Below are 23,308 nucleotides of genomic sequence, written 5' to 3'. Positions count from 1 at the left end.
CAAGGTCAGCGGCCAGCGCACTCAAGACTTAACACTGATCCCGCGAGCAGCAAAGACTTCACGCGCAGCCGTTATACCGTTCAAGGCGCTGGGAAATCCTGCGTATACGGTCATTTGCAAGATCACATCGACCACCGCCTCCGGTGTGCACCCGACGTTAAGGGCACCGCCGATATGCACTTTCAGTTGTGGCTGTGCGTTGCCCAGTGCGGTCAATGCCGCAACGGTTGCCAGCTCACGAGTGCAGTGATCGAGCCCGGGGCGGGCGAAGACATCGCCGTAGGCAAAACTCAGAATCCAGTCCGCAAGCTCTGGAGCAGTATCCTTCAATGAATCAACCACTGCCTGACCAGGTCCGCCAGTAATCTGCGTCAGAGCGGCTTCTCCGCGCGCTCGACGATCAGTCATCTCCACGGGCGCTGCGACACTGGTCACGCTGGCGCCGATCAATGTGGCGGACAGCAAACGATTGAAACCGGGAAGTTTACGGATCATGGTGATGCTCCTTTTGCTCGAGTTGGTGATAGATCTGAATCTTGTTATCCAGAACCTCCAGGGATTGGCTCAACTGGCTGATCTGCGCTTGCACGTCCCGGCGATGCTGCTCGAGAAGTTCGCGGCGTTCTGCCAGGGTCGAGTCGCCTGATCGACGCAATTCGGCATACCGCAGCATTTGCTGGATCGGCATTCCGGTCGCCTTCAGCCGGAGCAGAAACTCGGCCCACAGCACATCCTTCTCGGTGTATACCCGGTGGCCATTGCCACCGCGCCCAACCGGATCGAACAGCCCGATGCGCTCGTAATAGCGGATCGTGTGAGCGCTCAAATCAAGGCGCTTGGCCAACTTTGAAATTGTCAGTTCTGGATTCATGCAATCACCGTAAAGGTTAGAGCGCGCTCTAAGTCAATGGCTATTTTCCATCGAGCAGAATCAGGCAAATCGCCGACAGTATCCGCCTAACGCCGACACCGCCCTGCCCCCTAATCTGAACCCATGCAGAACACACCACTGCAACGGGTTAACCAGAGACTGATCTGAACGACCCGGACCTCAATCGAAATTTGACCGGAGTCACCGCCATGAAAACTGTAAGCCAACTGATCGCCGTCGCCACCTTCGCCCTCAGCGCCAGCGCATTCGCCGTACCGAGCAATCAGGAAGATCGTTTCTTCACCCAGGTCAGCGAACCACAGCAGACTGTTGCTGCCGACGGTTCTGACCGCACCCCACTGGGTGAGGCTCTCGCCGCTGATGGTTCGGACCGCACCCCGGGTCGTCGCGCAGCCTAAGCGCGTGCTGCCGAGACAAGAAAAGTCCTGCGGGTTTGAAACCCGCAGGACTTTTCCGTTTCTTGAGGCAAGACCTGGAAAACCCTATTGATAGGAACAGGCAATACTTCGATCCGATCCGGCATAGTCCAACAGCGTTATCCGTCCTAGCATGGACTCTCCAATCGCCTGCTGGAGTACAGATCCATGAAGACCCTTTTCATCACCGGTGTCAGCAGCGGCTTTGGCCAGGCGCTGGCCAAGGAAGCGCTCGCTCAAGGTCACCGGATTATCGGCACAGTGCGCAGTGAATCCGCGCTGGCAGCTTTCGAAGCGCTGTCGCCCGAGCGCGCTCATGGGGTGCTGCTGGACGTTACCGATTTCGATGCCATCAATGGGGTGGTTGCGGCAGTGGAGGATCGTCACGGCCCGGTGGACGTGCTGGTCAACAACGCAGGTTATGGCCATGAGGGGATTTTCGAAGAGTCATCGCTGGAGGAAATGCGCCGCCAATTCGACGTCAACGTGTTTGGCGCAGTGGCGGTGACCAAGGCTTTCGTCGCGTATTTCCGCCAGCGCCGCGCGGGGCATATCCTCAATATCACTTCGATGGGCGGCCATATCACCATGCCCGGGATCGCGTACTACTGCGGCAGCAAGTTTGCGCTTGAGGGCATCTCCGACACCTTGAGCAAAGAGCTTGCGCCCTTCAATATTTTTGTCACCGCTGTGGCGCCGGGGTCATTTCGCACCGACTGGGCAGGCCGCTCGATGCAGCGCACGCCGCGTAGCATCAGTGACTACGACGCAAGCTTCGATCCGGTGCGCAAGGCCCGGGAGGAGAAAAGCGGCCATCAGCTGGGCGATCCGCTGAAAGCTGCACGGGCCATGCTTGCGATTATCGACAGTCCAAACCCGCCGGCCCACCTGCTGCTTGGCAGTGATGCTCTGGCGTTGGTGCGTGACAAGTTGCAGCTGACGGCGGAGAGTATTGAGCAATGGGCAGCGCTTAGCCGCTCGACGGATGGCTGAGCAACGAGGAGAACCTCAATGCGGAAACCGAAAGACCCGCTCACAACGCGCATGGTCCAGCTAATGAGCCAGCTCGCCCCGCTGGAGGGTTACAACCTCAGCCAGCTGGACGCTGTGCGTTTCCTGCGCTCCAACCGACCGCTGACCCGCACGCCGGTGTTGTACGAACCGGGCATCGTCATCCTCTGTCAGGGGCGTAAACGCGGTTATCTCGGCGATGAAATCTACGTCTACGACGCTCAGCACTATCTGGTGGTGTCGGTGCCGGTACCCTTCACCATGGAAACCGACGCCAGCGAAGCCGAGCCGATGCTAGCGGTGTACATGCGTCTGAATTTCGCCCTGGCCGGTGAGCTAATTCAGCAGGTCGATGAACTGTGGGATTTCCCCAGAGCGCAGCCGATGGGCATGTACGCCTCGCCTCTGGATGAACCGCTACGCCGGTCAACCCTGCGTTTTCTTGAAGTGATGAGCAACGATGCCGACGCGCAAATCCTCGGCCCGGCGATGCTGCGCGAGCTCTACTACCGCATCCTCACCGGCGAACAAGGCGGCACCCTGCGCGCCGCCATCGCCCAACAGGGCCAGTTCGGCAAAGTGACGCGCGCCATCCACAAGATCCACAGTTGCTATCACCAACATCTCGACGTAGAAACCCTGGCCGAAGAAGCGCAGATGAGCGTGCCGAATTTTCATCTGCACTTTCGCAAAGTTACCGACTCTTCGCCGATGCAGTACCTGAAGTCGACGCGGCTGCACCAGGCGCGATTGCTGATGCTGCGTAACGACCTGACCGCGGCAAAATCGGCATTTCTGGTCGGTTACGAAAGCGCCTCGCAATTCAGCCGCGACTTCAAACGCCTATTCGGCCGCACACCCCTGGCGGAAGTTGCGTGGATGAAACAGGCCTATGCGCTGCCGGCACCGACGACTGCTTCGCCGTTTGTGTCTTCGCACTGACTTCACCCGCGTCTTGAACAAACAGAAATCCACATAGAAGGGAAGAAAGTGAATCTGAGAGCTGAGATCGAAAACGCATTTGGACCCCAGGCATTCGCCCGCCCGCTTTTCTATTCCTGGCCGGGAGGATTGCGTTTCGAACTCTCCGAAACGGGCGGAATGATCGAGCAATTCCTGACCGCTATGCGCAAATCCATAACCATCTGCGGCGACATTTTCCAAGGGGACGCATCGTTTGTCGCATGCCTGCGCATTCATTCCGGTCGCAATCGATTCGCCCACCGCAGCACTCTTCGCACCCTTAAATCTGCTGGCATCGATACTCCATCAGAGCTGTGCATCTGGAGCGAAGAAATAGACAACGAGGAATGGTTCACCGAGGAAGAACCGGAATACTGGGTCAACGTCGCCTTCGAAGCGTCTATGGCGAGCATTCAAGCATTACTCTGGTGCGCATTGGCCAAGGATTTCGCCGATATCCAACCGCGTGCGAACTGTGCTGTCTACCTGTTCAATCTGCCCAAGCGAGTCATCGTCTTTCCCTATGACGACCGAGGCATGGACGTGGTTGGAGCCAACACCGAACTACTTTTGCAGCTTTATCAACGACATCATGCCTGGTTGCTCGACCATGACCGGGCAGCGATGGCAGCCACATTCGGCAGGCTTAAACGTTAGGTGAACGCTATCGTTTCAACTTCTTCGCCATGATGATCGTGCGCTCCGTCTGATGAAACTCATCTCTGATTTTCTCGAAGCCGAGCGAAGCATAGAAGCCTTCTGCGGTGACTGAGGAAGGAACGCGCAGCAGATTGAAACCTGTGTCCATGGCGAGTGATTGAATGCTCTTCATCAGCTGTCTTCCAACACCCATTCCTTGAAAGTCCGGGTCGACAAATACGCTTCGAACAATGTTTTGATCGAGACTTGCCGTTGCGACGATTTGACTGTCGAGCGTAGCGACCAGCACCTGACGCTCAGTCAAAAAACGAAGGATCTTCGAGGGCGAAAAACTTTCAATCACTCGATCAATGATATCGGGTGGATAGTCGCGAGCATTGCTCTCACGGAGCGTCTTGATGATCGTTTCACTGATAGCCGATGCATCCGCATCCCTCGCAATGTGAATTTGAATATCCACCCAGTAACTCCTTGCTTGTCCGCTCCGTGTACAGCACTTATCGCAGCAAATTCCCCATGCGCATAGTGCTTGCCTCCTTCTGCGATTCCCCGCCCAATCCAACAGGTCAGCCACCTGCATCAGGATGGGAACATGAACACCACGGCCATTCCCGAAGGTTTCACTCCATTCACCCGCAGCAGTCCGTTGCTGGATCTGCTCGGCCCGATCTACGCCAGAGGCCACGGCCTGCAATTGGAACTGGGCTTGCTGACTGACTCCCGCCACGCCAATGGTCGCGGCACTTTGCATGGTGGTGTATTGGCGACTTTGGCCGATGTCGGCATGGGCTACGCCATGGCTTTCTCCAGCGATCCGCCGCAGCCGTTGATCACGGCGAGCATGACCCTGGATTATCTCGGTGCGGTGCAAATCAACGAGTGGCTCGAAGTGCGTCTCGAGCACTCCAAAAAGGGCCGTCAACTGGCGTTTGCTGGTGTCAGTCTGCACGTCGGAGAGCGAACGGTCGCGCGCGCCAGTGCCGTGTTCGCCGTGCCGCTGAGCTAGAGCGCGAAACCTCAGTCTGACGCTTCAGAATCATCCCGCGCTGGCACTGGAATTTGCCATGAGGGTTTCTTGCCGATCTGGCTATCGAACGTGCGTCGCGCTTGGCGGAAACCCTCGACGTTTTCCACCACCCAAGTCCAGATCGGCGACATCCGCACCAGCAAGCCCATGCCCAATGGCGTCAGCTCGTACTCGACGTGCGGCGGCACCTGGTCGAGCTCGCGCCGGGTCAGCAGGCCGTCGCGTTCCAGCGCACGCAGGGTTTTGGTCAACATGCGCTGAGTCACGCCGGTCATCTGCCGTTTGAGCTCGGCATGGCGCATCGTGCCGTACACCCCCAAGGCATGCAGGATGCCCAAAGACCAGCGACTACCGGCGTGCGCAAGCACTTCGCGGCGCACGCCATCATCGTCTCGTCTGAGCGTCTGGCAGATTGCTTCTGCCTCACTGAGCGCTTGCTGATCAGTCATTTCTTTACCTGGTATCACGCGTGTGCCTTCTTCTGAGTGCTGCCCGATCGTGCCAGCATTTGCCGATCTTACATGCAGATCTGAGGAGACATCATGACCGAATCGAACCACCCTTCCGCGCAATCCGTTCTCGTCCTGGGCGCAGGCGAGCTCGGCCTGCCGGTTTTGCGCAACCTTGCGCGAGTGGCAAAGCGCTCGCCTGGCAGCACGATCAGCGTCCTGCTCAGGGCCTCGACGATCGACAGTCAGGTGCCGGCAAAGAAATCCGAAATCGATGAACTGCGCCGTCTCGGCGTGCAGATGGTGGCGGCAGATCTGGTCAACGATTCGATCGACCAACTGGCCGAAGTCTTCGCACCTTTCGATACCGTCATCGGCTGCGCCGGCATGGTGGCTGGTCGCGAGACGCCGATGAAGCTGGCGACCGCTGCTCTCAAGTCCGGCATCAAACGCTACTTTCCCTGGCAGTTTGGCGTGGATTTCGAGGTGATCGGCCGGGGCAGTCCGCAGGATCTGTTCGATGCTCAACTCGACGTGCGCGAACTGCTGCGCGCGCAGGACAAAACCGAATGGGTGATCATCTCGACCGGCATGTTTACCAGCTTCCTGTTTGAGCCAGTATTTGAAGTCGTTGATTTCGACAACGCCACCGTTAACGCCTTGGGCAGCCTGGACACCAGTGTGACGCTCACGACCCCGGACGACATCGGCAAGCTGACCGCAGAAATCGTTTTCTTCGAACCGCGTTTTCGCAACGAGATCGTGTATCTGTCGGGCGACACGCTGACCTATGAACAGGTCGCGGGCCTTCTCGAACGCGTGCTCGGACGGCCCTTCAAGCGTAACGTCTGGACAGTGCCGCACCTGATGCAGGAACTGGAAAAAGACCCCACTCACCACATCAAAAAATACCGCGCGGTGTTTGCCCAAGGTCGAGGTGTGGCGTGGCCTAAAGCAGGCACGTTCAATGAGCAGCGGGCGATTCAGGTCACGACGGCTGAGCAGTGGGCGAGGGAAAATCTTGGGCTGTCTGCAACCTCGTAAAGCTTAGTAGCATGTGGCCACTTTTCGGTATCATCTGCTTCTGAAAAGTCCGATGGTATCCAGGAGCAGTACATGTACGGGAATGGCAGATTTGGTTTGACGCTTTTGGCTGGAGCATTGGCACTTAGCGGTTGTACTTCACTGTTTCAGGGTAAACAGTATCAATTTCCCCGGCAGGATGAACCCTCGGCGACGGTCAGGCTTAAATATGAAAGCGGCACTAACCTCGATGCGATGACCTTCAACGAATCGGGATGTTACGCAGGCTTCACGCCTTTGCCCTATACCGAGGGTTTTATCCAATCGCCGGTAGCTGTCGACAAAGAGCTGGTTTTGACTTACCGGCAAACAGTTGGTGGAAAGTTTTGCCAGATACCCTTCTCTTTCACCCCTCAGGCTGGGGCCAGCTATACGTTGAAGTCGGGCTACTGGACTGAACCCAAGGCTGGCCTTCTCCCGATCTTCACCTTCAATCAACAATACTGCGGCCTGGGCGTAGTCAAAAAAATCGGATCTCAGGAAAGCATCGAACCCATCAAGCAACTGCGTATCAAAACCGCTTTTGCATGCCTCAGATTCGTCGAGTGAAAACAACAACCTGTCTCGCTCGGCGCCCAGTAAAGAACATCCTGGTCCATCATTCTGCGGTGGCCCTTTGTAACTGGGAGCCGACACTCGACAATACTTCGCTGGCGACCGTTTACTGGCTGGAAACACCCTGGCGCTTGGCATATTCCTGCGCGAGGCTCTGGGCGGTTTGTTGAGCATATTCAATACAGGGTTCAATTCTGCTTCGCACCCCAATCTCCTCGATAGCGGCTATATACGCACTCTCGGTCAGACACTTTTCAACCAGGGCGCTCGCAAGCGGCAAAGACACTGCTGGCAACGCCGGAATAAATTCCCGGACAAAATCGGCAGCACTGGCAAGCCGGTTGGCATCGGTTGCAAAGGCCCACTCGCGCAGACTCACGTCATGCAGGTTGCCGCCTTGATCCCAGCCGTCGGCAAAACGGTCTGTTTTTCCGCAAGCGCCCAGCACTCCGCAAACCAATAAGACAAGCAACCCAGTCAGCGTTTTCACGAACATCGGTACTCACAGTATTCAGACTGAAAAATGAAGAGTTGCAAATGATCGCAATATGATTGCATTTGCGTGCAAAGAATCAGATCCGATGAAAAGACGCCACCTCTTACATCCGATGCTGCTCCAGCAAAAAATCCACAAACAACCGCACCCGCACCGGCATCGCCGCGCCGCCGACGAACACCGCATGAATCGGTTCCTCATCGCCCGGGTTAAACGTTTGCAGCAGCGGGATCAGCGTGCCGCGCTGCAAATCTTCCCTGACGGTGAACTCGCCAATCCGCGCAATTCCGGCGCCGAGTCTGGCGAACTGGGCCAGTGCTTCGCCGCTGCTGCATTCGATGTTGCCGCTGACTTTCAGTGAGAACTCCTTGCCGTCGCGGATAAACGGCCAGTTGGCTTCGGCGCGGCGGAAGTTGAAGCGCAGGCAGTTGTGCTTGAGCAGGTCTTCGGGTTGCTGAGGCGTGCCATGACGTTGCAGATAGTCGGGCGATGCCACCACGACCTGGCCGGTGTGGCCGAGCCGGCGGGCGGTGAGTGGGCTGTCCGGCAGATGGCCGAAGCGGATGGCGACGTCCGCCTGACCGGCGAGGATGTCGACGACTTCGTCGCCAAGGCTGAGGTCGACGACGATGTTCGGGTAGCGGGCGGTGAAGGCTGCGACCAGCGGCACAATGGTCAGCCGTCCATGGCCAAGGGCGGCACTGACACGCAAGCGGCCCTTGGGTACGCCTTGGTCGGTGATGGCCCCTTCCACCTCGTCCATGTCGGCCAGAATCCTCCGGGCACCGCGCAGGAAGGCCTCGCCCTCGGCGGTAAACGTCAGCGCGCGGGTCGTGCGCAGCAACAGCCGAGTGCCGAGTCGCTGTTCGGCGCGGGCGATGATCCGACTGACTGCCGAAGGCGTCAGCCCCAGCGCACGCGCAGCCGCTGAGAGGCTGCCCTCCTGCGCCACGGTGACGAACACGCTCATTTCCCCTGATCTGCCGTTGAAGTCCATTCGTGCCTCTTACGCAAAGGTGATTACCAAAATCGCCATCTACCGCCTGAAAACGATGGATCGTAGCATTGGCGGCATAGATGAGGAGACTTTCCATGCGTATCAATCCACCACTTGTTGCACTTGCCGTCGGCGCCTTTGGCATCGGCGTCACCGAGTTCGCGCCGATGGGCATGTTGCCCGGCATCGCCGCCGATCTCGGCGTTTCCATTCCCGCTGCGGGGTTGCTGGTCAGTGCCTACGCCTTGGGCGTGCTGCTCGGCGCACCACTGATGACCCTGACCACTGGCAAGATCCCCCGGCGCTATCTGCTGATCGGGCTGATGGCGATTTTTACCTTGGGCAATCTGATGTCGGCGCTGGCCACCGATTACTCCAGCCTGATGGTCGCCAGGGTGATCACCTCGCTCAATCACGGCGCATTCTTTGGGGTCGGCTCCGTGGTCGCCGCCAGCGTGGTCGCGCCGGAAAAACGTGCCGGCGCCGTGGCGGCGATGTTCATGGGCCTGACGTTGGCGACTATCGGCGGTGTGCCGCTGGCGGCCTGGTTTGGTGAGCTGTTCGGCTGGCGCACGGCGTTCTGGGGCATTACCGGCCTCGGTCTGCTGACCATGGTCGCCTTGTGGTTCGCCCTGCCCAACCTGAAAGCAGAGCAAGGCGCCGGTGCATTGGCGGAAATACGTGTATTGGGCCGCGGTCCGGTGTTGGCCGCGCTGGCCCTGACCGTGGTCGGCTCGAGTGCGATGTTCACCGTGTTCACCTACATCGCGCCGATTCTCAGCAGCGAGACGCACGCCTCCGCCGCGTTCATCACCGCCATGCTGGTGTTGTTCGGAATCGGTTTGACGCTGGGCAACATGTGGGGTGGCAAGGCCGCCGACCGCTCGATCGACCGCACCCTGATCGTGTCGCTGAGCGCATTGATCGTGGTGTTGCTCGCATTTACGGTGCTGATGCGCTGGCCGCTGCCGGCCGCCGTGGCCATTCTGATCTGGGGTATCGCCAGCTTCGCTCTGGTGCCGCCGCTGCAGATGCGCGTGATGGAAGCGGCCAAGGACGCGCCGAATCTGGCTTCGGCGGTGAACATCGGTGCCTTCAATTTCGGCAACGCGATCGGCGCGGCGCTGGGTGGCGCGGTGATCAATGCCGGGCTGGGTTATCCAGCGATTTCCCTGGCCGGCGCGGCGATGGCTGGTCTGGGCCTGCTGATGGTGCTGACGTTCGCCTGGCGCTCCAGAGCCAGTGCCGCTGCGCTGGCGTAAGTCTTCGCAGCGCTACGCCCCGCCCTGCTGATATTCGCGGGGCGTGCAGCCGAACTCGCGACGGAACACCGTGTGCAGATATTGCGCCGATTTGAAGCCGCAGGCCTGGGCAATGTCGGCAATCGCCGCATCGGTGTTCTTCAAACCGCTGGTAGCCGCCGCCAGTTTGAAACGCAGAATTTCGTCATGCACACTGCATCCGCGCTCGGCGCGAAAATGCGCTTCCAGCGATGAGCGCGACACGCCGACATAGGCCGCGACTTGCGCGGTCTTGATGCCCTGACAGGCATATTGGCGGATGAACAGCAGCGCTTGCATGACGTAGGGATTGCCCAATGGTTGATGCAGACTCGACACCTGCACGTTGACCGCGTCAGGCGGAATCAGGATTTGCGTACCGGTGGACGGCATGCCGTGGAGCATCTGGTGCAGCAATTGCGCAGCGGTCCGGCCCATGGTTTCGGTGCCCTGAATCACCGAACTCAGCGGCACACGGGTCAGGCTGCGGGTCAGCGGGTCGTTGTCGATGCCGATCAGCGCGACCTGCTCCGGCACGGCAATGCCGGCGGTCAGGCAGGCTTGCAGCAACTGGCGGGCGCGGGCGTCGCTGACGGCAATGATGCCGATCGGTTTGGGCAGGCTGTGCAGCCAGGCGATCAGTTGTTCGACGGCGCTGTCCCAGAGCGGCGCGCTGGTGCCCATGCCGCGATAGATCTCAGCGTGCAGGCCGTCGCGCTGCATCAGTTTGCGAAAGGCCTTTTCCCGCTCCTGCGCCCAGCGATTGGCTTGTGCCTCCGGCAAGCTGAAACAGGCAAAGCGCTGCAACCCCGCCTCGACCAGATGCGAGTAAGCCAGCGTGATCAATGCGTTGTTGTCAGTGGCAACGTAGGGAATCGCTTTCGGATAGGCGCGTGCATCCTCGTAGGAACCGCCCACCGCTACCACCGGCAAATGAATGTCGGCCAGCGCCTCGCCGATCAGCGGATCGTCGAAATCGGCAATGATCCCGTCACCCTGCCAGCGCTCGATGCCTTTCAAGCGGCAGAGAAAGTCCTCTTCCAGAAACAGGTCCCAGGAAGCGCGGGTGCTGCTCAGGTAGTTGCCGATACCGCTGATGATTCCACGGTCGTAGATCTTGCTGCCGTTGAACAACAGGGCGATGCGGTGCACGGGCGGTAGGCTTTTCATTGTTTTTAGGCTGTTCCGGGTCGCCTCGTCACGGCGACGATGGACACAGACTAGGCCTGCGCGCGCTGAAGCTCAATACGCAAAATCGCACTCGCAGTTGAGGTTTTTCATAATCAGCGGGCACGGGGCCGTTGCTAGTATCGAGACACCGCCAAGAACAACAAGGACAAGGTCCATGCAGTACTTCCCCAATATCGAGCCGGTTCGCTACGAAGGCCCGAACAGTGATTCGCCCCTCGCTTTCCGCCACTACGACGCCGACAAGCTGATCCTCGGCAAACCCATGCGCGAACACCTGCGCATGGCCGCGTGCTACTGGCACACCTTCGTCTGGCCGGGCTCCGATGTGTTCGGTGCCGGCACCTTCAAACGCCCATGGCAACGCAGCGGCGAGCCGATGCAACTGGCCATTGGCAAGGCTGAAGCCGCGTTCGAGTTCTTCAGTAAACTGGGCATCGATTACTACTGCTTTCACGACACGGACGTCGCCCCCGAAGGCAACTCGCTGAAGGAGTACCGCGAACACTTCGCGCAAATGGTCGACCGCCTTGAGCAACATCAGGAACAGAGCGGCATCAAGCTGCTCTGGGGCACCGCCAACTGCTTCAGCAATCCACGTTTTGCCGCCGGTGCCGCGAGCAATCCGGACCCGGAAGTGTTCGCCTGCGCCGCCGCGCAAGTGTTCAGCGCGATGAACGCGACCCATCGGCTCAAAGGTTCCAACTACGTGCTGTGGGGTGGTCGTGAAGGCTACGAAACCCTGCTCAACACCGATCTGAAACGCGAGCGCGAACAACTCGGGCGCTTCATGCGCATGGTGGTCGAGCACAAGCACAAGATCGGTTTCACCGGCGATCTGCTGATCGAACCCAAGCCGCAGGAGCCGACCAAGCACCAATACGATTACGACAGCGCCACGGTGTTCGGCTTCCTCCAGCAGTACGGCCTGGAGAAGGAAATCAAGGTCAACATCGAAGCCAACCACGCGACCCTGGCCGGCCACAGCTTCCATCACGAAATTGCCACGGCTGCATCGCTGGGTATTTTCGGCAGCATCGACGCCAACCGTGGCGATCCACAAAACGGCTGGGACACCGACCAGTTCCCCAACAGCGTCGAAGAAATGACCCTGGCGACCTATGAAATCCTCAAGGCCGGCGGTTTCAAGAATGGCGGCTTCAACTTCGACTCCAAGGTGCGCCGGCAGAGTCTCGACGAGATCGACCTGTTCCACGGCCATGTCGGCGCCATGGACGTTCTCGCCCTGTCGCTGGAACGCGCCGCCGCGATGGTCGAGAACGATCAACTGCAAGTGCTCAAGGATCAACGCTACGCCGGTTGGCGTCAGCCGTTCGGGCAGGCGGTGATGGCGGGCGACTTCAATCTCGAGTCGCTGGCCGAGCACGCGTTCACCAACGAGCTGAACCCTCAAGCCGTCAGTGGCCGCCAGGAAATGCTCGAAAACATCGTCAACCGTTACCTGTATCGCTGATCGCCAAGGGAGGCTGCCGACGCAACGACGCTGTGACAATTGCACGACAATTCTGTGCCTGCTGCGTCGGCAGATTCTCTACAGTTCTACCAGCCCGATTCATCGTCAGGCCGTGTCTTTCCAACAAAAATAAAAGGACGCACCACCATGAACAACTTGAAACGTACGCTGTTGGCCAGTGCCCTGGCGTTGTTGGCCCTGCCGGTAATGGCCGACGCCACCCACCCGAAAATCGGTTTCTCCATTGACGACCTGCGTCTGGAACGCTGGTCGCGCGACCGCGATTACTTCGTCGCGGCGGCGGAAAAAATGGACGCCAAAGTCTTCGTGCAATCGGCGGACGCCAATGAGCAGAAGCAGATTTCACAGATCGAAAACCTCATCTCTCGCGGCGTCGATGTGATCGTCATCGTGCCGTTCAACGCCACGGTGCTGACCAACGCGGTGGCCGAAGCGAAGAAAGCCGGGATCAAAGTGGTGTCTTACGACCGGCTGATTCTCAACGCCGATGTCGACGCCTATATTTCCTTCGATAACGAAAAGGTCGGCGAGATGCAGGCCGGCGGCGTGCTGAAAGCAGCGCCCAAGGGCAATTACTTCTTGCTGGGTGGCGCGCCCACCGACAACAACGCCAAGATCCTCCGTGAAGGCCAGATGAAAGTGCTGCAACCGGCCATCGACAAGGGCGATATCAAGATCGTTGGCCAGCAGTGGGTCAAGGAATGGAACCCGACCGAAGCGCTGAGCATCGTCGAAAACGCCCTGACCCGTAACAACAACAAAATCGACGGCATCGTCGCCTCCAACGACGCTACCGCTGGCGGCGCTATCCAGGCATTGGCCGCGCAACAACTGGCCGGCAAGGTGCCGATTTCCGGTCAGGACGCCGACCTCGCAGCGGTCAAACGCGTGATCGCCGGCACGCAAACCATGACCGTGTACAAACCGCTGAAACTCATCGCCTCCGAAGCGGCCAAGCTCTCGGTGCAACTGGCACGCAACGAGAAACCCGCCTACACCTCGCAGTACGACAACGGCAGCAAAAAGGTCGACACCATCCTGCTCACGCCAACGCCGTTGACCAAGGACAACATCGATTTGCTCGAACAGGACGGCTTCTACACCAAGGCGCAGATTGCCGGGCAGTGATCCGGTCGTAAATCTTGATCAGACCTGTGGGAGCGAGCTAGCTCGCGAAGGCGGTGTATCAGTCAGCGATGCATTGCTTGAACTGACGCTTTCGCGAGCAAGCTCGCTCCCACAAGGGCTTTGTGGTGTTCAGGTCCCTGGTATACGAGCCTTTTCCATGTCCGACTATCTGCTGCAAATGAACGGCATCGTCAAAACCTTCGGCGGTGTCAAAGCGCTCAACGGTATCGACATCAAGGTCCGGCCCGGTGAATGCGTGGGCCTGTGCGGCGAGAATGGCGCCGGCAAGTCGACGCTGATGAAGATCCTCTCGGCGGTCTATCCGCATGGCACCTGGGACGGCGAAATCCTCTGGGACGGGCAACCGCTCCGGGCGCAATCGATCAGCGAAACCGAGGCCGCCGGCATCGTCATCATCCATCAGGAACTGACGTTGGTTCCCGATCTGTCGGTGGCGGAAAACATCTTCATGGGCCATGAGTTGACGCTGCCCGGCGGGCGCATGAACTACCCGGCGATGATCCACCGCGCCGAAGCGTTGATGCGTGAATTGAAAGTGCCGGACATGAACGTTTCGCTGCCGGTTTCGCAGTACGGCGGCGGTTATCAGCAACTGGTGGAAATCGCCAAAGCCCTGAACAAACAGGCGCGTCTGCTGATCCTCGATGAGCCCTCCTCGGCCCTGAGCCGCTCGGAAATCGAAGTGCTGCTCGACATCATCCGCGACCTCAAAGCCAAGGGTGTCGCCTGCGTCTACATCTCGCACAAGCTCGATGAAGTCGCCGCCGTGTGCGACACCATTTCGGTGATCCGCGACGGCAAACACATCGCCACCACCGCCATGGCGGACATGGACATTCCGCAGATCATCACGCAGATGGTCGGCCGCGAAATGAGCAACCTCTACCCCAGCGAGCCGCATGAGATTGGCGAGGTGATTTTCGAGGCGCGCCACATCACTTGCTACGACGTCGACAACCCCAAGCGCAAACGGGTCGACGACATTTCCTTCAGCCTCAAGCGCGGCGAGATTCTTGGCATTGCCGGGCTGGTCGGCGCCGGCCGCACCGAACTGGTCACCGCACTGTTCGGCGCTTACCCCGGCCGCCAGGAAGGCGAAGTCTGGCTGGACGGCCAGCCAATCGACACGCGCACGCCGCTGAAAGCGATCCGCGCCGGCCTGTGCCTGGTGCCCGAAGATCGCAAGCGCCAAGGCATCATTCCGGATCTCGGCGTCGGCCAGAACATCACCCTCGCCGTGCTCGAGAGTTATTCGAAAATGACCCGCATCGATGCCGAAGCCGAACTGGGCTGCATCGACCGGGAAATCTCCCGTCTGCATCTGAAGACCGCAAGTCCGTCCTTGCCAATCACCAGCCTGTCGGGCGGTAACCAGCAGAAAGCCGTGCTGGCGAAAATGCTGCTGGCCAAACCGCGCGTGCTGATTCTTGACGAGCCGACCCGAGGCGTGGATGTCGGCGCCAAGTATGAAATCTACAAGTTGATGGGCGCGCTGGCCGCTGAAGGCGTGTCGATCATCATGGTTTCATCGGAACTGGCCGAAGTGCTCGGCGTGTCCGACCGCGTATTGGTGATCGGCGAAGGCCAGTTGCGCGGCGACTTCGTCAACCATGAGCTGACCCAGGAACAGGTACTCGCCGCCGCCCTCAGTCAGCCGGGCAGCCATAACAATAATGATCGGAAAACCGCGTAAATGAATCAGGTCAAACAACTGTTCACCCGCTACAAGATGCTCGCGCTGGTATTCGCCGTGGTGCTGATCTGGCTGTTCTTCAGCTGGCAGACCGAGGGCGGCTTCCTCACCCCGCGCAACCTTTCCAACCTGCTGCGGCAGATGTCGATCACCGGAATCCTTGCCTGCGGCATGGTGCTGGTGATCATCAGCGGCGAGATCGATTTGTCGGTGGGCTCATTGCTCGGCCTGCTGGGTGGCCTCGCGGCGATTCTCGACGTGGTCTATCACATTCCGCTGCTGGCGAATCTCAGTCTGGTTGCCCTGTGCGGCCTGATGATCGGCCTCGCCAATGGCTACATGGCCGCCTACTTGCGCATCCCCTCATTTATCGTCGGCCTCGGTGGGATGTTGGCGTTTCGCGGGATTCTGCTGGGGATCACCGGCGGCACCACCATCGCCCCGGTATCGCCGGAGCTGGTCTACGTCGGCCAGGGTTATCTGCCCCACGCGATCGGCACTGGCCTGGGTGTGCTGCTGTTCGTGCTGACGATTTTTCTGACCTGGAAACAACGACGCAATCGCGCCCTGCACGGTCTGGCGGCGCATTCGCTGGTGCGTGATGTTGTGCGCGTGTTGGTGATCGGCGCGGTGCTGGCCGGTTTCGTCCAGACCCTTAACAGCTATGACGGCATTCCCGTGCCGGTGCTGCTGTTGCTGATTCTGCTCGGTGTGTTCAGCTACGTCACCAGCCAGACCGTGTTCGGCCGCCGGGTCTATTCGGTCGGCAGCAACATGGAAGCGACGCGCCTGTCAGGCATCAATGTGCAAGCGGTCAAGCTGTGGATCTTCGGCATCATGGGCGTGATGTGCGCCCTCGCCGGCGTGGTCAACACCGCACGCCTCGCCGCCGGTTCGCCCTCGGCCGGCAGCATGGGCGAACTCGACGCCATCGCCGCCTGCTTCATCGGCGGCACCTCCATGCGCGGTGGCTCCGGCACCGTCTACGGCGCCCTCCTCGGCGCGCTGGTGATCACCAGCCTGGACAACGGCATGTCCATGCTCGACGTGGATAGTTACTGGCAGATGATCGTCAAGGGCAGCATCCTGGTGCTGGCGGTCTGGGTGGATGTGAGTACGCGCACGGCGCGGCGTTAGATGAATGAACTGGCAAGTCAGATGCACAAAGGAGCCGTGATGACATGGATTTCATTATTGATTTGCTGGCCCATCGCACAGGCGTTTTTGTACTGCGGTTATTAAGCGGCGGGCGGTTCAAGGGTGAGCGTGGCTTTGCCTCGGGTTGGGCAGTGGTAATTGGCGGTGCAGTTTTATTGGCGCCGTTCCTGGCGTTTTTCGCGTGGCTGATTAATCGAGGAGCTTGAACGCTGGTCAATAAAAACGGCAAACCAAAACTGGGGCATCGGCAGTCCGGCGCCCCGCTTTACTTGAAAGCCGACGACGACATCAGCGCTTCGCCGGTGGCTTGAACTGACGATCAATCACCAGCATCTTCGCCGCGCACAGAGCCAAACGCTCGTCGATCACCCGCTCCTGTTCGGTTTGGAGACAGGTCTCACAAAGCCCCGCATGACCGGCGCTTGCCTTGTAAAGCTCTACTTGCGGCGAGGTTTTGTACAGCTTATTGCAATTTGTACAAGTTTGACGCAGGTCGTCGTTTTCCATGGCCCTTCTTCCTGTCAAGGCACAATCGGGTCATCAACCATTACATGAGTCGACTCAAATCTGTACAAAAAAAATCAATTTGTCGCTTCGTTTGCAAAGCTTCCTAATTAATAGAACCCGCAGACTTACTTGTACTTGCGTTCCAGCTTAGTTGTATCGGCTGCTAATTTGCAGAGTTGTGCGGAATAAACGCAGCGATATTCGTCGTAAAGATAAATAACATCTAAATGCCACCACCGGCCATGTGACTTCATTATATTCCGTCGTTCCGCTTAGTCTCTTTTCTCAAACTAGCTCAGTGGAAAACACGAGCTCCTTATACCGTAAGCGCGGTCTGTATAACTTATTTTCAACCGATACGAACGCATGTCGAGATGTTAGAAAAATCTATGAATTTCCTGGCACGAGGAACATCCCTCTTTCATGAGCAACAGGAGAGCCTCATGAGCCAGACAGATTTGTACATGATCAAATACCGCCTTCACGGCGTGCCCAAATCCTTCATTATCCGCGCCAAATTGATGAACAACGCGGAAGCCTGGCAGTGGGCAAGTTGCGACGCCGGGTTGACGCCGATCCCCAAGCCCGGCCGGCCTCCGCTGAAGCGTTTCTCAAAACCTATGGCCGAACGGTTCGGCGTTACCGACGTGCAATGGCACGAATCGAAGGCGGTGTGTTGGGACGAGGATCTGGCGATATGAAAAACCTGCGCCGCCCATCTGCCCCAGAGCAGCACAACGCGAGAAACGCCGGACTTGCGTGCAGTGCGCAAAGCTCTGCCGACCAGGAGATTTGCAATGTGTGAGTACATCGTTCAACACACCGCCCCGCAACAACTGGCGACTCTTCTGGTGACCGGCCAGATGGCAAACGTAGACGCACAAGCCGATACGGCCGGTGACGGCGCTTCCGGCAAATGCACACCTGACGGGCGCCACCTCATCAAACCGGGTATGCAGGTCAATGGCATCTGTCGCCGCGACGGGGCTCTGGACTGCTTGCCCGTGCGCTGGGGCTGGTCACCCACCTGGTCGATGGGCGCCCTGCCTCCGCTGACCCATTTGCCGTTGCATCTGGTCATGCGTTCGAAGGTATTTGACCGGGTCAAACACGACGGGCGCATGCTCGTCGCGGTGGAAGGCTGGTATGAGGCCCTCGACGCCGGAATGTTCATTCATTCGCGCAACCTTGCCTACACCACAGCCCGTGAGCCTTCTCCGATCTTTCTCGCCGCACTCGCTCAGGTCAGCGGAACCCGTAGCGGTTGCGATGGCCTGGCGCTGATCACCCATGAGGACACAGAAATGAAACGTCAGCGTCTGTTGGCGTTCACCGCAAAGGATGCGCTGGAATGGCTGCACCCTGATCTGGAGTGGGCGCAGGCGCATGTATTGGCCGCGCACAAAGCTGTGCTCGAACCTCAGCTTGAACAGGTGCTGTCCTCGCAACGGACATCGCGCTTGCGCTGAATCGGGTAAAACATCTGCCCACTGAGCACTCCGCAGCGGGCAGTCGAAACGTGGCAATCATGCGTTCAAACGTCACTCACCGCCGGGTAATCCAAATACCCTTCCCAGCCCTGGCTGAACCACGTACTCATTTCGCTTTGCGCCAATGGCAACTGGCGGGCAAATCTAAGCGGCAGATCCGGATTGGCTATAAACGGCCGTCCAAACGCAATCGCATCGGCGAGCCCTACGTCCAGTTGTGCTTGCGCCCGCGCAAATCCATAGTCCGAATTGAGGATCAGCACGCCTTTGAACGCTTCGCGGATCATCCCGGCCAACGGCGGTCGTTCGGACTTGCCGAAGGTGCCGTCCAGCGGTGGCTCGCGGACTTCCAGATGAGCAATGCCGATCGCTGACAGCACCTCGGCGGCGCGGATGAACAGCGCTTCGGGATCGCTGTCACGGATGCCCTGCTCGTAGCTGCTTGGGGTCAAGCGCACGCCGGTGCGGTCGGCGCCGATGACTTCGGCGACCGCCTCGGTCACTTCCTTGAGCAAGCGGATGCGGTTGTCGATCGAACCGCCATAGGCATCGCTGCGGAAATTGTCACTGTCGCGCAGAAACTGGTCGATCAGATAACCGTTGGCGGCGTGGATCTGCACGCCATCGAAACCCGCCTCGATTGCATTGCGGGTCGCCTGTCGAAAGTCTTCCAGCAATGCGGGGATTTCTTCCAGCGGTAACGCGCGCGCCGGGGTATACGGCTGCTTGCCGGCGTAGGTGTGCGCCTGCCCCGGCGCGGTGGTGACCGATGCGGAAACCGGCTGGCCGCCGCCAAGAAAACTCGGGTGCACGACCCGGCCCATGTGCCACAGCTGCGCGATGATCCGGCCACCAGCGCCATGCACTGCATCGGTGACCTTGCGCCAGCCGGAATCATCTATCTACTGTGGGAGCGGGCTTGCTCGCGAAAGCGGTGTGTCAGGCGATGATGGTGTTGAATGTGCCGACGCCTTCGCGAGCAAGCTCGCTCCCACAGGTTTGGCATGGCTGGGGATTTGTGGTGTGGCAATACAAGCTGGTTTTTGAGGTTGCCAAGGATCTGGGGGAATCATCTATCTACTGTGGGAGCGGGCTTGCTCGCGAAAGCGGTGTGTCAGGCGATGATCGTGTTGAATGTGCCGACGCCTTCGCGAGCAAGCTCGCTCCCACAGGTTTTTCGGCATGGCTGGGGATTTGTGGTGTGGCAGCACAAGCTGGTTTTTGAGGTTGCCAAGGATCTGGCGGGAATCATCTATCTACTGTGGGAGCGGGCTTGCTCGCGAAAGCGGTGTGTCAGGCGATGATGGTGTCGAATGTGCCGACGTCTTCGCGAGCAGGCTCGCTCCCACAGTTTTTTCGGCATGGCTGGGGATTTGCGGTGTGGCAGCACAAGCCGGTTTTTGAGGTTGCCAAGGATCTGGGGGAATCATCTATCTACTGTGGGAGCGAGCTTGCTCGCGAAAGCGGTGTGTCAGGCGATGATGGTGTCGAATGTGCCGACGCCTTCGCGAGCAGGCTCGCTCCCACAGTTTTTCGGCATGGCTGGGGATTTGTGGTGTGGCAGCACAAGCTCGTTTTTGAGGTTGCCAAGGATCGGGCGGGAATCATCTATCTACTGTGGGAGCGGGCTTGCTCGCGAAAGCGGTGTGTCAGGCGATGATGGTGTCGAATGTGCCGACGCCTTCGCGAGCAGGCTCGCTCCCACAGTTTTTCGGCATGGCTGGGGATTTGTGGTGTGGCAATACAAGCTGGTTTTTGAGGTTGCCAAGGATCTGGGGGAATCATCTATCTACTGTGGGAGCGGGCTTGCTCGCGAAAGCGGTGTGTCAGGCGATGATGGTGTCGAATGTGCCGACGCCTTCGCGAGCAAGCTCACTCCCACAGGTTTTCGGCATGGCTGGTGATTTGTGGCGTGTCAGCACCGGCTGGTTTTAGCCATTGGCGGTACGCGCGACGGAGCAGATCAGACCGCGGGCCTCGTAGAAGCGGATGCGTGACGGCGTCAGTCCGCTGATTTTCGCCAGTTCGCCAATTCTCATCGTCCCACTCCAATGCACATTTCAATTGAGGTTGACTTTAAACCTGAAGGCGTCGGCTCGCTAATCAGGCAGTCATTTCCCGATTGATCGCAACCATCTGCTCGCGGGTGAACTCTGTGCCGGGCGCCATGAATCGGGCCATCAAAGCATCGCGGTTCAGCGGCGCGCGGGCTTTGTCCGCAGCTTCGAGCGCCTGTTTGAGTTCCGGCAGGGTCAGCTCGGTGCAGTAAGCGGGGGTCCCGGGTTGTTGACGCCATGAATCCTGAAGACCGCCGGCAGCGAGCGCGGTGAATCCGGTTTCTTCGACCAGATCCTGCGCGATCGCCTCAGCACGCACATCATCGCCGGCGACTGGCAAGGCGATGCGAGTTGCGGATTCGGCAGGTTGACCTTGATCGGCCAGCGTAGCAGCGAGTACGGCGTTCCACGCTTTGATCAGCGGGCGGCCGATCTGCTCGCTGACCCAGACGCTTTCAGGTTTGCCCTCGTCCACTTCCCTGATTGCCCCGTCACGCTGCGGGTAATAATTGGAGGTATCGATGACCACGACTTGCTCGGGAACCTGGCTCAGCATTTGTTTCAAATCAGGGTATCGGGCGAAGGGAATCGACAGGATAATCACGTCGACGTCGGCCACGGCCTGCTCTTTGGTCACCGCCTTGGCACCGACCTCGTCAGCGAGCGTCTGAATGCTTTGCGGGTCTTTCGAATTGGCCAGTTTGATCTGATGACCGCAGGCCGCCAGCTTGCGTGCCAGCGTCGCGCCGATGTGGCCGGCGCCGATGATTCCGACGTTCATTTCAATACCCTCTCTGGTACGTGTGTTATCGCCCGGTTGAGCGCGCGTTTGGATTGAGTCGTCGGCTCAGTCAGCCGCCGGATGGGCAAGCGCATCCAGCGTCAGACGAAGCGCCTCAATCCCCTGCTCATCGAGTTGGCAGGCAGATTTGATTTTGCCGGTGATGGCTCTGATGTCATTTTCCATGGCTCGGCTTTCAGGCGTCAGGTCGATCAGCACGCGGCGCTCGTCTGCCGGATCGCGCTTGCGCGTGACCAGTCCGGCGCTTTCCAAGCGTTTGAGTAGCGGCGTGATGGTTCCCGCATCCATGGCCAGGTAAGTGCCGAGTTCGCCCACCGACAGTGGCGCGCCATCGAGAAGTTGGAGGATCACCAGATATTGCGGAAAGGTTATGCCCAGGGGTTCCAGATACGGCTTATGCAAACGCACGACCCGGTTGGCGGCGGCGTAGAGTGAAAACGACAGCTGCGTTCCCACGTGATTTCGGCTCGAGCTCATTTCATAGTTCGCTATTGTATAGTGCGCTATATATTTCATGAGTACGATAGGAGTGTCAACCCAGGCAGCCCGTGCGGTGTCGATCAGCACCTCTGTCAGCGATCCGGATCGCCAACAGAGGTGCTGATCGCCACGCTTCGGGTTTACTTGTGCGCCAGCAACGATTTACGTTCGGCCTTGGCGTGCTTCATGGCGGCGATTTCCCGCTCGCATGCTTCGACATCGAAGGAGTTGTCCCACTTGGCGATGGCAATGGTGCCGATGCCGTTGCCAATCAGGTTGGTCACCGCTCGCGCCTCGTTGAGGAAGCGGTCGATGCCCAACAGCAACACCAGGCCCACCAGAGGTATGGAGTGAATGGTGGTGAGGGTCGCCGCAAGGGTCACGAACCCGGCACCCGCCACACCGGCCGAGCCTTTGGAGGTCAGCAGGAACACGCCAAGCAGAATCATCTGATCCATGAACGTCAGCGGCGTGTTGGTCGCCTGGGCGATGAAGATCGCCGCCATGGTCAGGTAGATGCAGGTGCCGTCTGCGTTGAAGGTGTAGCCCGTCGGCAGAACCATGCCGACCACGGATTTCTTGCAGCCGAGCTTTTCCAGTTTGACCATCATTCGCGGCAGCACCGCTTCGGTCGAACAGGTGCCCAGCGTGATCAGGATTTCATCCTTGAAGTAGCGCAGAAACTGCATCATCGGCATACCCGACCATCGCGCCACCGTGCCCAGTACGACGACGATGAAGATCAGCGTGGTGATGTACAGCGCGACCAGCAACTGCCCCAGCGACAGCAGAGTGCCAATGCCGTATTTGCCGATGGTGAACGCCATGCCGGCCCCCGCGCCCAACGGCGCCAGACGCATGACCATCGCGACGATTTTGAACAGGCCTTGCAGGAACAGATCGATGGTGTTGATCAGCGGTTTGCTGGTTTCGCCCATTTGCACCAAGGCGACGCCCATCAGCACCGACAACAGAATCACCTGCAGCATGACGCCATTGGAGAAGGCGCCGAGGAAGGTATGCGGAATGATATTGAGGAAAAATTCGACGAGGCCGCCCTGCTCGCTCGCCGCCTGGCTGTATTTGTTGACAGCACTGCCATCGAGAGTGCCGGCGTTGATGTTCATGCCGGCGCCGGGCTTGACCACGTTGACTACGATCAGGCCGACCACCAGAGCGATGGTGGACAGAATCTCGAAGTAGATCAGCGCTTTCACACCGATGCGACCGACCTCCTTGATGCTGCCCATCTTGGCGATACCGACCACTACCGTGCCGAAAATGATCGGCGCCAGGAGCATCTTGATCAGCTTGATGAAACCGTCGGCAAACGGCTGGAGCTTGGCGCCGATGTCCGGCACGAAGTACCCGATGGCAGCGCCGATGACGATGCCGATCAGCACTTGCACATAGAGCTGGCTGTACCAGCGCGATTTTGAAGTTTCCACGGAAGCACCTCA

The 23,308-nt window shown here is 59.0% G+C and carries 28 protein-coding genes and 1 pseudogene; 16 read left to right on the top strand and 13 right to left on the bottom strand.

Annotated elements, in window-relative coordinates; all coding sequences use genetic code 11:
• Positions 1-21 precede the first annotated feature (21 nt).
• Positions 22-414: a carboxymuconolactone decarboxylase family protein gene (locus ACZ0AZ_RS20610; protein ID WP_016774346.1), complete on the bottom strand. Its 393-nt coding sequence runs from the start codon at positions 412-414 to the stop codon at positions 22-24.
• Positions 415-484: 70 nt separating this feature from the next.
• Entirely contained in the window at positions 485-871 is a 387-nt protein-coding gene (locus ACZ0AZ_RS20605; RefSeq protein ID WP_252885819.1) for a MerR family transcriptional regulator, read from the bottom strand.
• A gap of 209 nt (positions 872-1,080) precedes the next feature.
• On the opposite strand from ACZ0AZ_RS20605, the gene ACZ0AZ_RS20600 reads away from it, so the two are divergent.
• From ACZ0AZ_RS20600 to ACZ0AZ_RS20585, 4 genes are all read left to right on the top strand, one after another.
• Positions 1,081-1,290, top strand: coding sequence for a hypothetical protein (locus ACZ0AZ_RS20600; protein WP_042610215.1), 210 nt, complete (start codon positions 1,081-1,083; stop codon positions 1,288-1,290).
• Between the two features lie 186 nt (positions 1,291-1,476).
• Positions 1,477-2,301 carry an oxidoreductase gene (locus ACZ0AZ_RS20595; protein WP_129998482.1) on the top strand — a complete coding sequence of 275 codons (825 nt, stop codon included), beginning with the start codon at positions 1,477-1,479 and terminating at the stop codon, positions 2,299-2,301.
• An 18-nt stretch (positions 2,302-2,319) separates the two neighbouring features.
• Positions 2,320-3,261 (top strand): AraC family transcriptional regulator, encoded by a 942-nt coding sequence (locus ACZ0AZ_RS20590; protein ID WP_129998481.1) that lies wholly within the window; start codon positions 2,320-2,322, stop codon positions 3,259-3,261.
• A gap of 48 nt (positions 3,262-3,309) precedes the next feature.
• On the top strand, positions 3,310-3,939 hold the full coding sequence (locus tag ACZ0AZ_RS20585; protein ID WP_129998480.1) for a DUF3885 domain-containing protein: 630 nt from the start codon (positions 3,310-3,312) through the stop codon (positions 3,937-3,939).
• A gap of 7 nt (positions 3,940-3,946) precedes the next feature.
• On the opposite strand, the gene ACZ0AZ_RS20580 is transcribed toward ACZ0AZ_RS20585, so the two are convergent.
• On the bottom strand, positions 3,947-4,402 hold the full coding sequence (locus ACZ0AZ_RS20580) for an N-acetyltransferase family protein (RefSeq protein WP_463538011.1): 456 nt from the start codon (positions 4,400-4,402) through the stop codon (positions 3,947-3,949).
• A gap of 132 nt (positions 4,403-4,534) precedes the next feature.
• Between ACZ0AZ_RS20580 and ACZ0AZ_RS20575 the strand changes: the two genes are divergently transcribed.
• Positions 4,535-4,948, top strand: coding sequence for a PaaI family thioesterase (locus tag ACZ0AZ_RS20575; RefSeq protein ID WP_130888041.1), 414 nt, complete (start codon positions 4,535-4,537; stop codon positions 4,946-4,948).
• Positions 4,949-4,959: 11 nt separating this feature from the next.
• Here ACZ0AZ_RS20575 and ACZ0AZ_RS20570 read toward each other — a convergent pair whose 3' ends face one another.
• A complete protein-coding gene (locus ACZ0AZ_RS20570) occupies positions 4,960-5,418 on the bottom strand; it encodes a winged helix-turn-helix transcriptional regulator (RefSeq protein ID WP_186568978.1) in 459 nt (152 codons plus the stop codon).
• Between the two features lie 93 nt (positions 5,419-5,511).
• Here ACZ0AZ_RS20570 and ACZ0AZ_RS20565 point away from each other — a divergent pair, with 93 nt between their 5' ends.
• Together ACZ0AZ_RS20565 and ACZ0AZ_RS20560 are read left to right on the top strand one after the other, a co-directional pair.
• The gene (locus ACZ0AZ_RS20565; RefSeq protein WP_129998477.1) at positions 5,512-6,462 is read left to right on the top strand and encodes an aromatic alcohol reductase; all 951 of its coding nucleotides are present in this window, start codon (positions 5,512-5,514) and stop codon (positions 6,460-6,462) included.
• Between the two features lie 72 nt (positions 6,463-6,534).
• On the top strand, positions 6,535-7,050 hold the full coding sequence (locus ACZ0AZ_RS20560) for a hypothetical protein (protein ID WP_039759025.1): 516 nt from the start codon (positions 6,535-6,537) through the stop codon (positions 7,048-7,050).
• A 112-nt stretch (positions 7,051-7,162) separates the two neighbouring features.
• On the opposite strand, the gene ACZ0AZ_RS20555 is transcribed toward ACZ0AZ_RS20560, so the two are convergent.
• Both ACZ0AZ_RS20555 and ACZ0AZ_RS20550 read right to left on the bottom strand, forming a co-directional pair.
• Positions 7,163-7,552 carry a hypothetical protein gene (locus ACZ0AZ_RS20555; protein ID WP_129998476.1) on the bottom strand — a complete coding sequence of 130 codons (390 nt, stop codon included), beginning with the start codon at positions 7,550-7,552 and terminating at the stop codon, positions 7,163-7,165.
• 103 nt (positions 7,553-7,655) lie between these two features.
• On the bottom strand, positions 7,656-8,549 hold the full coding sequence (locus ACZ0AZ_RS20550; RefSeq protein WP_039758946.1) for a LysR family transcriptional regulator: 894 nt from the start codon (positions 8,547-8,549) through the stop codon (positions 7,656-7,658).
• A 95-nt stretch (positions 8,550-8,644) separates the two neighbouring features.
• Between ACZ0AZ_RS20550 and ACZ0AZ_RS20545 the strand changes: the two genes are divergently transcribed.
• A complete protein-coding gene (locus tag ACZ0AZ_RS20545; protein WP_463538010.1) occupies positions 8,645-9,811 on the top strand; it encodes an MFS transporter in 1,167 nt (388 codons plus the stop codon).
• Positions 9,812-9,823: 12 nt separating this feature from the next.
• On the opposite strand, the gene ACZ0AZ_RS20540 is transcribed toward ACZ0AZ_RS20545, so the two are convergent.
• A complete protein-coding gene (locus ACZ0AZ_RS20540) occupies positions 9,824-10,999 on the bottom strand; it encodes a XylR family transcriptional regulator (RefSeq protein ID WP_016774329.1) in 1,176 nt (391 codons plus the stop codon).
• Positions 11,000-11,174: 175 nt separating this feature from the next.
• On the opposite strand from ACZ0AZ_RS20540, the gene xylA reads away from it, so the two are divergent.
• The 5 genes from xylA (at position 11,175) to ACZ0AZ_RS20515 (ending at position 16,718) form a co-directional block, all read left to right on the top strand.
• Positions 11,175-12,491 (top strand): xylose isomerase, encoded by a 1,317-nt coding sequence (xylA, locus tag ACZ0AZ_RS20535; protein ID WP_039758954.1) that lies wholly within the window; start codon positions 11,175-11,177, stop codon positions 12,489-12,491.
• A 147-nt stretch (positions 12,492-12,638) separates the two neighbouring features.
• Positions 12,639-13,640, top strand: coding sequence for a D-xylose ABC transporter substrate-binding protein (xylF, locus tag ACZ0AZ_RS20530; RefSeq protein WP_129998473.1), 1,002 nt, complete (start codon positions 12,639-12,641; stop codon positions 13,638-13,640).
• A gap of 157 nt (positions 13,641-13,797) precedes the next feature.
• The gene (gene xylG, locus ACZ0AZ_RS20525) at positions 13,798-15,354 is read left to right on the top strand and encodes a D-xylose ABC transporter ATP-binding protein (protein WP_463538009.1); all 1,557 of its coding nucleotides are present in this window, start codon (positions 13,798-13,800) and stop codon (positions 15,352-15,354) included.
• Entirely contained in the window at positions 15,355-16,491 is a 1,137-nt protein-coding gene (locus tag ACZ0AZ_RS20520) for a sugar ABC transporter permease (protein ID WP_039758960.1), read from the top strand.
• A 44-nt stretch (positions 16,492-16,535) separates the two neighbouring features.
• Entirely contained in the window at positions 16,536-16,718 is a 183-nt protein-coding gene (locus ACZ0AZ_RS20515; protein ID WP_129998471.1) for a hypothetical protein, read from the top strand.
• Positions 16,719-16,800: 82 nt separating this feature from the next.
• On the opposite strand, the gene ACZ0AZ_RS20510 is transcribed toward ACZ0AZ_RS20515, so the two are convergent.
• Positions 16,801-17,019, bottom strand: coding sequence for a hypothetical protein (locus tag ACZ0AZ_RS20510; protein ID WP_129998470.1), 219 nt, complete (start codon positions 17,017-17,019; stop codon positions 16,801-16,803).
• 443 nt (positions 17,020-17,462) lie between these two features.
• Between ACZ0AZ_RS20510 and ACZ0AZ_RS20505 the strand changes: the two genes are divergently transcribed.
• Positions 17,463-17,720 carry a DUF6555 family protein gene (locus ACZ0AZ_RS20505; protein ID WP_039758965.1) on the top strand — a complete coding sequence of 86 codons (258 nt, stop codon included), beginning with the start codon at positions 17,463-17,465 and terminating at the stop codon, positions 17,718-17,720.
• A gap of 96 nt (positions 17,721-17,816) precedes the next feature.
• Positions 17,817-18,488 carry an SOS response-associated peptidase family protein gene (locus ACZ0AZ_RS20500; protein WP_129998469.1) on the top strand — a complete coding sequence of 224 codons (672 nt, stop codon included), beginning with the start codon at positions 17,817-17,819 and terminating at the stop codon, positions 18,486-18,488.
• Between the two features lie 65 nt (positions 18,489-18,553).
• Here the strand turns inward: ACZ0AZ_RS20500 and ACZ0AZ_RS20495 are convergent, their stop codons facing one another.
• The gene (locus ACZ0AZ_RS20495; protein ID WP_463538795.1) at positions 18,554-19,411 is read right to left on the bottom strand and encodes an oxidoreductase; all 858 of its coding nucleotides are present in this window, start codon (positions 19,409-19,411) and stop codon (positions 18,554-18,556) included.
• Between the two features lie 17 nt (positions 19,412-19,428).
• On the opposite strand from ACZ0AZ_RS20495, the gene ACZ0AZ_RS20490 reads away from it, so the two are divergent.
• On the top strand, positions 19,429-19,734 hold the full coding sequence (locus ACZ0AZ_RS20490; protein WP_463538008.1) for a hypothetical protein: 306 nt from the start codon (positions 19,429-19,431) through the stop codon (positions 19,732-19,734).
• A gap of 709 nt (positions 19,735-20,443) precedes the next feature.
• On the opposite strand, the pseudogene ACZ0AZ_RS20485 reads toward ACZ0AZ_RS20490, so the two are convergent.
• From ACZ0AZ_RS20485 to dctA, 4 genes and pseudogenes are all read right to left on the bottom strand, one after another.
• Positions 20,444-20,548: pseudogene (locus ACZ0AZ_RS20485) on the bottom strand (MerR family DNA-binding transcriptional regulator); the annotation flags it as partial.
• 64 nt (positions 20,549-20,612) lie between these two features.
• Complete coding sequence (locus ACZ0AZ_RS20480) at positions 20,613-21,401, bottom strand: NADPH-dependent F420 reductase (RefSeq protein WP_276320622.1); 789 nt, start codon at positions 21,399-21,401, stop codon at positions 20,613-20,615.
• Between the two features lie 12 nt (positions 21,402-21,413).
• On the bottom strand, positions 21,414-21,935 hold the full coding sequence (locus ACZ0AZ_RS20475) for a MarR family winged helix-turn-helix transcriptional regulator (RefSeq protein ID WP_240783185.1): 522 nt from the start codon (positions 21,933-21,935) through the stop codon (positions 21,414-21,416).
• Positions 21,936-21,988: 53 nt separating this feature from the next.
• Positions 21,989-23,296, bottom strand: coding sequence for a C4-dicarboxylate transporter DctA (gene dctA, locus ACZ0AZ_RS20470; RefSeq protein WP_039764110.1), 1,308 nt, complete (start codon positions 23,294-23,296; stop codon positions 21,989-21,991).
• Positions 23,297-23,308: the final 12 nt, after the last annotated feature.

Source organism: Pseudomonas sp. AC239 (assembly GCF_979258545.1).
The sequence above is the reverse complement of the archived record's forward strand: the minus strand, read 5'-3'. Positions and strand labels throughout refer to the sequence as shown.

Bases quoted from the DNA above. Each gene is read 5' to 3' on its own strand.
- ACZ0AZ_RS20605 (WP_252885819.1), bottom strand. From the start codon at position 871: ATGAATCCAGAACTGACAATTTCAAAGTTGGCCAAGCGCCTTGATTTG.
- ACZ0AZ_RS20600 (WP_042610215.1), top strand. From the start codon at position 1,081: ATGAAAACTGTAAGCCAACTGATCGCCGTCGCCACCTTCGCCCTCAGC.
- ACZ0AZ_RS20595 (WP_129998482.1), top strand. From the start codon at position 1,477: ATGAAGACCCTTTTCATCACCGGTGTCAGCAGCGGCTTTGGCCAGGCG.
- ACZ0AZ_RS20590 (WP_129998481.1), top strand. From the start codon at position 2,320: ATGCGGAAACCGAAAGACCCGCTCACAACGCGCATGGTCCAGCTAATG.
- ACZ0AZ_RS20575 (WP_130888041.1), top strand. From the start codon at position 4,535: ATGAACACCACGGCCATTCCCGAAGGTTTCACTCCATTCACCCGCAGC.
- ACZ0AZ_RS20570 (WP_186568978.1), bottom strand. From the start codon at position 5,418: ATGACTGATCAGCAAGCGCTCAGTGAGGCAGAAGCAATCTGCCAGACG.
- ACZ0AZ_RS20565 (WP_129998477.1), top strand. From the start codon at position 5,512: ATGACCGAATCGAACCACCCTTCCGCGCAATCCGTTCTCGTCCTGGGC.
- ACZ0AZ_RS20560 (WP_039759025.1), top strand. From the start codon at position 6,535: ATGTACGGGAATGGCAGATTTGGTTTGACGCTTTTGGCTGGAGCATTG.
- ACZ0AZ_RS20555 (WP_129998476.1), bottom strand. From the start codon at position 7,552: ATGTTCGTGAAAACGCTGACTGGGTTGCTTGTCTTATTGGTTTGCGGA.
- ACZ0AZ_RS20550 (WP_039758946.1), bottom strand. From the start codon at position 8,549: ATGGACTTCAACGGCAGATCAGGGGAAATGAGCGTGTTCGTCACCGTG.
- ACZ0AZ_RS20545 (WP_463538010.1), top strand. From the start codon at position 8,645: ATGCGTATCAATCCACCACTTGTTGCACTTGCCGTCGGCGCCTTTGGC.
- ACZ0AZ_RS20540 (WP_016774329.1), bottom strand. From the start codon at position 10,999: ATGAAAAGCCTACCGCCCGTGCACCGCATCGCCCTGTTGTTCAACGGC.
- xylA (WP_039758954.1), top strand. From the start codon at position 11,175: ATGCAGTACTTCCCCAATATCGAGCCGGTTCGCTACGAAGGCCCGAAC.
- xylF (WP_129998473.1), top strand. From the start codon at position 12,639: ATGAACAACTTGAAACGTACGCTGTTGGCCAGTGCCCTGGCGTTGTTG.
- xylG (WP_463538009.1), top strand. From the start codon at position 13,798: ATGTCCGACTATCTGCTGCAAATGAACGGCATCGTCAAAACCTTCGGC.
- ACZ0AZ_RS20520 (WP_039758960.1), top strand. From the start codon at position 15,355: ATGAATCAGGTCAAACAACTGTTCACCCGCTACAAGATGCTCGCGCTG.
- ACZ0AZ_RS20515 (WP_129998471.1), top strand. From the start codon at position 16,536: ATGGATTTCATTATTGATTTGCTGGCCCATCGCACAGGCGTTTTTGTA.
- ACZ0AZ_RS20510 (WP_129998470.1), bottom strand. From the start codon at position 17,019: ATGGAAAACGACGACCTGCGTCAAACTTGTACAAATTGCAATAAGCTG.
- ACZ0AZ_RS20505 (WP_039758965.1), top strand. From the start codon at position 17,463: ATGAGCCAGACAGATTTGTACATGATCAAATACCGCCTTCACGGCGTG.
- ACZ0AZ_RS20500 (WP_129998469.1), top strand. From the start codon at position 17,817: ATGTGTGAGTACATCGTTCAACACACCGCCCCGCAACAACTGGCGACT.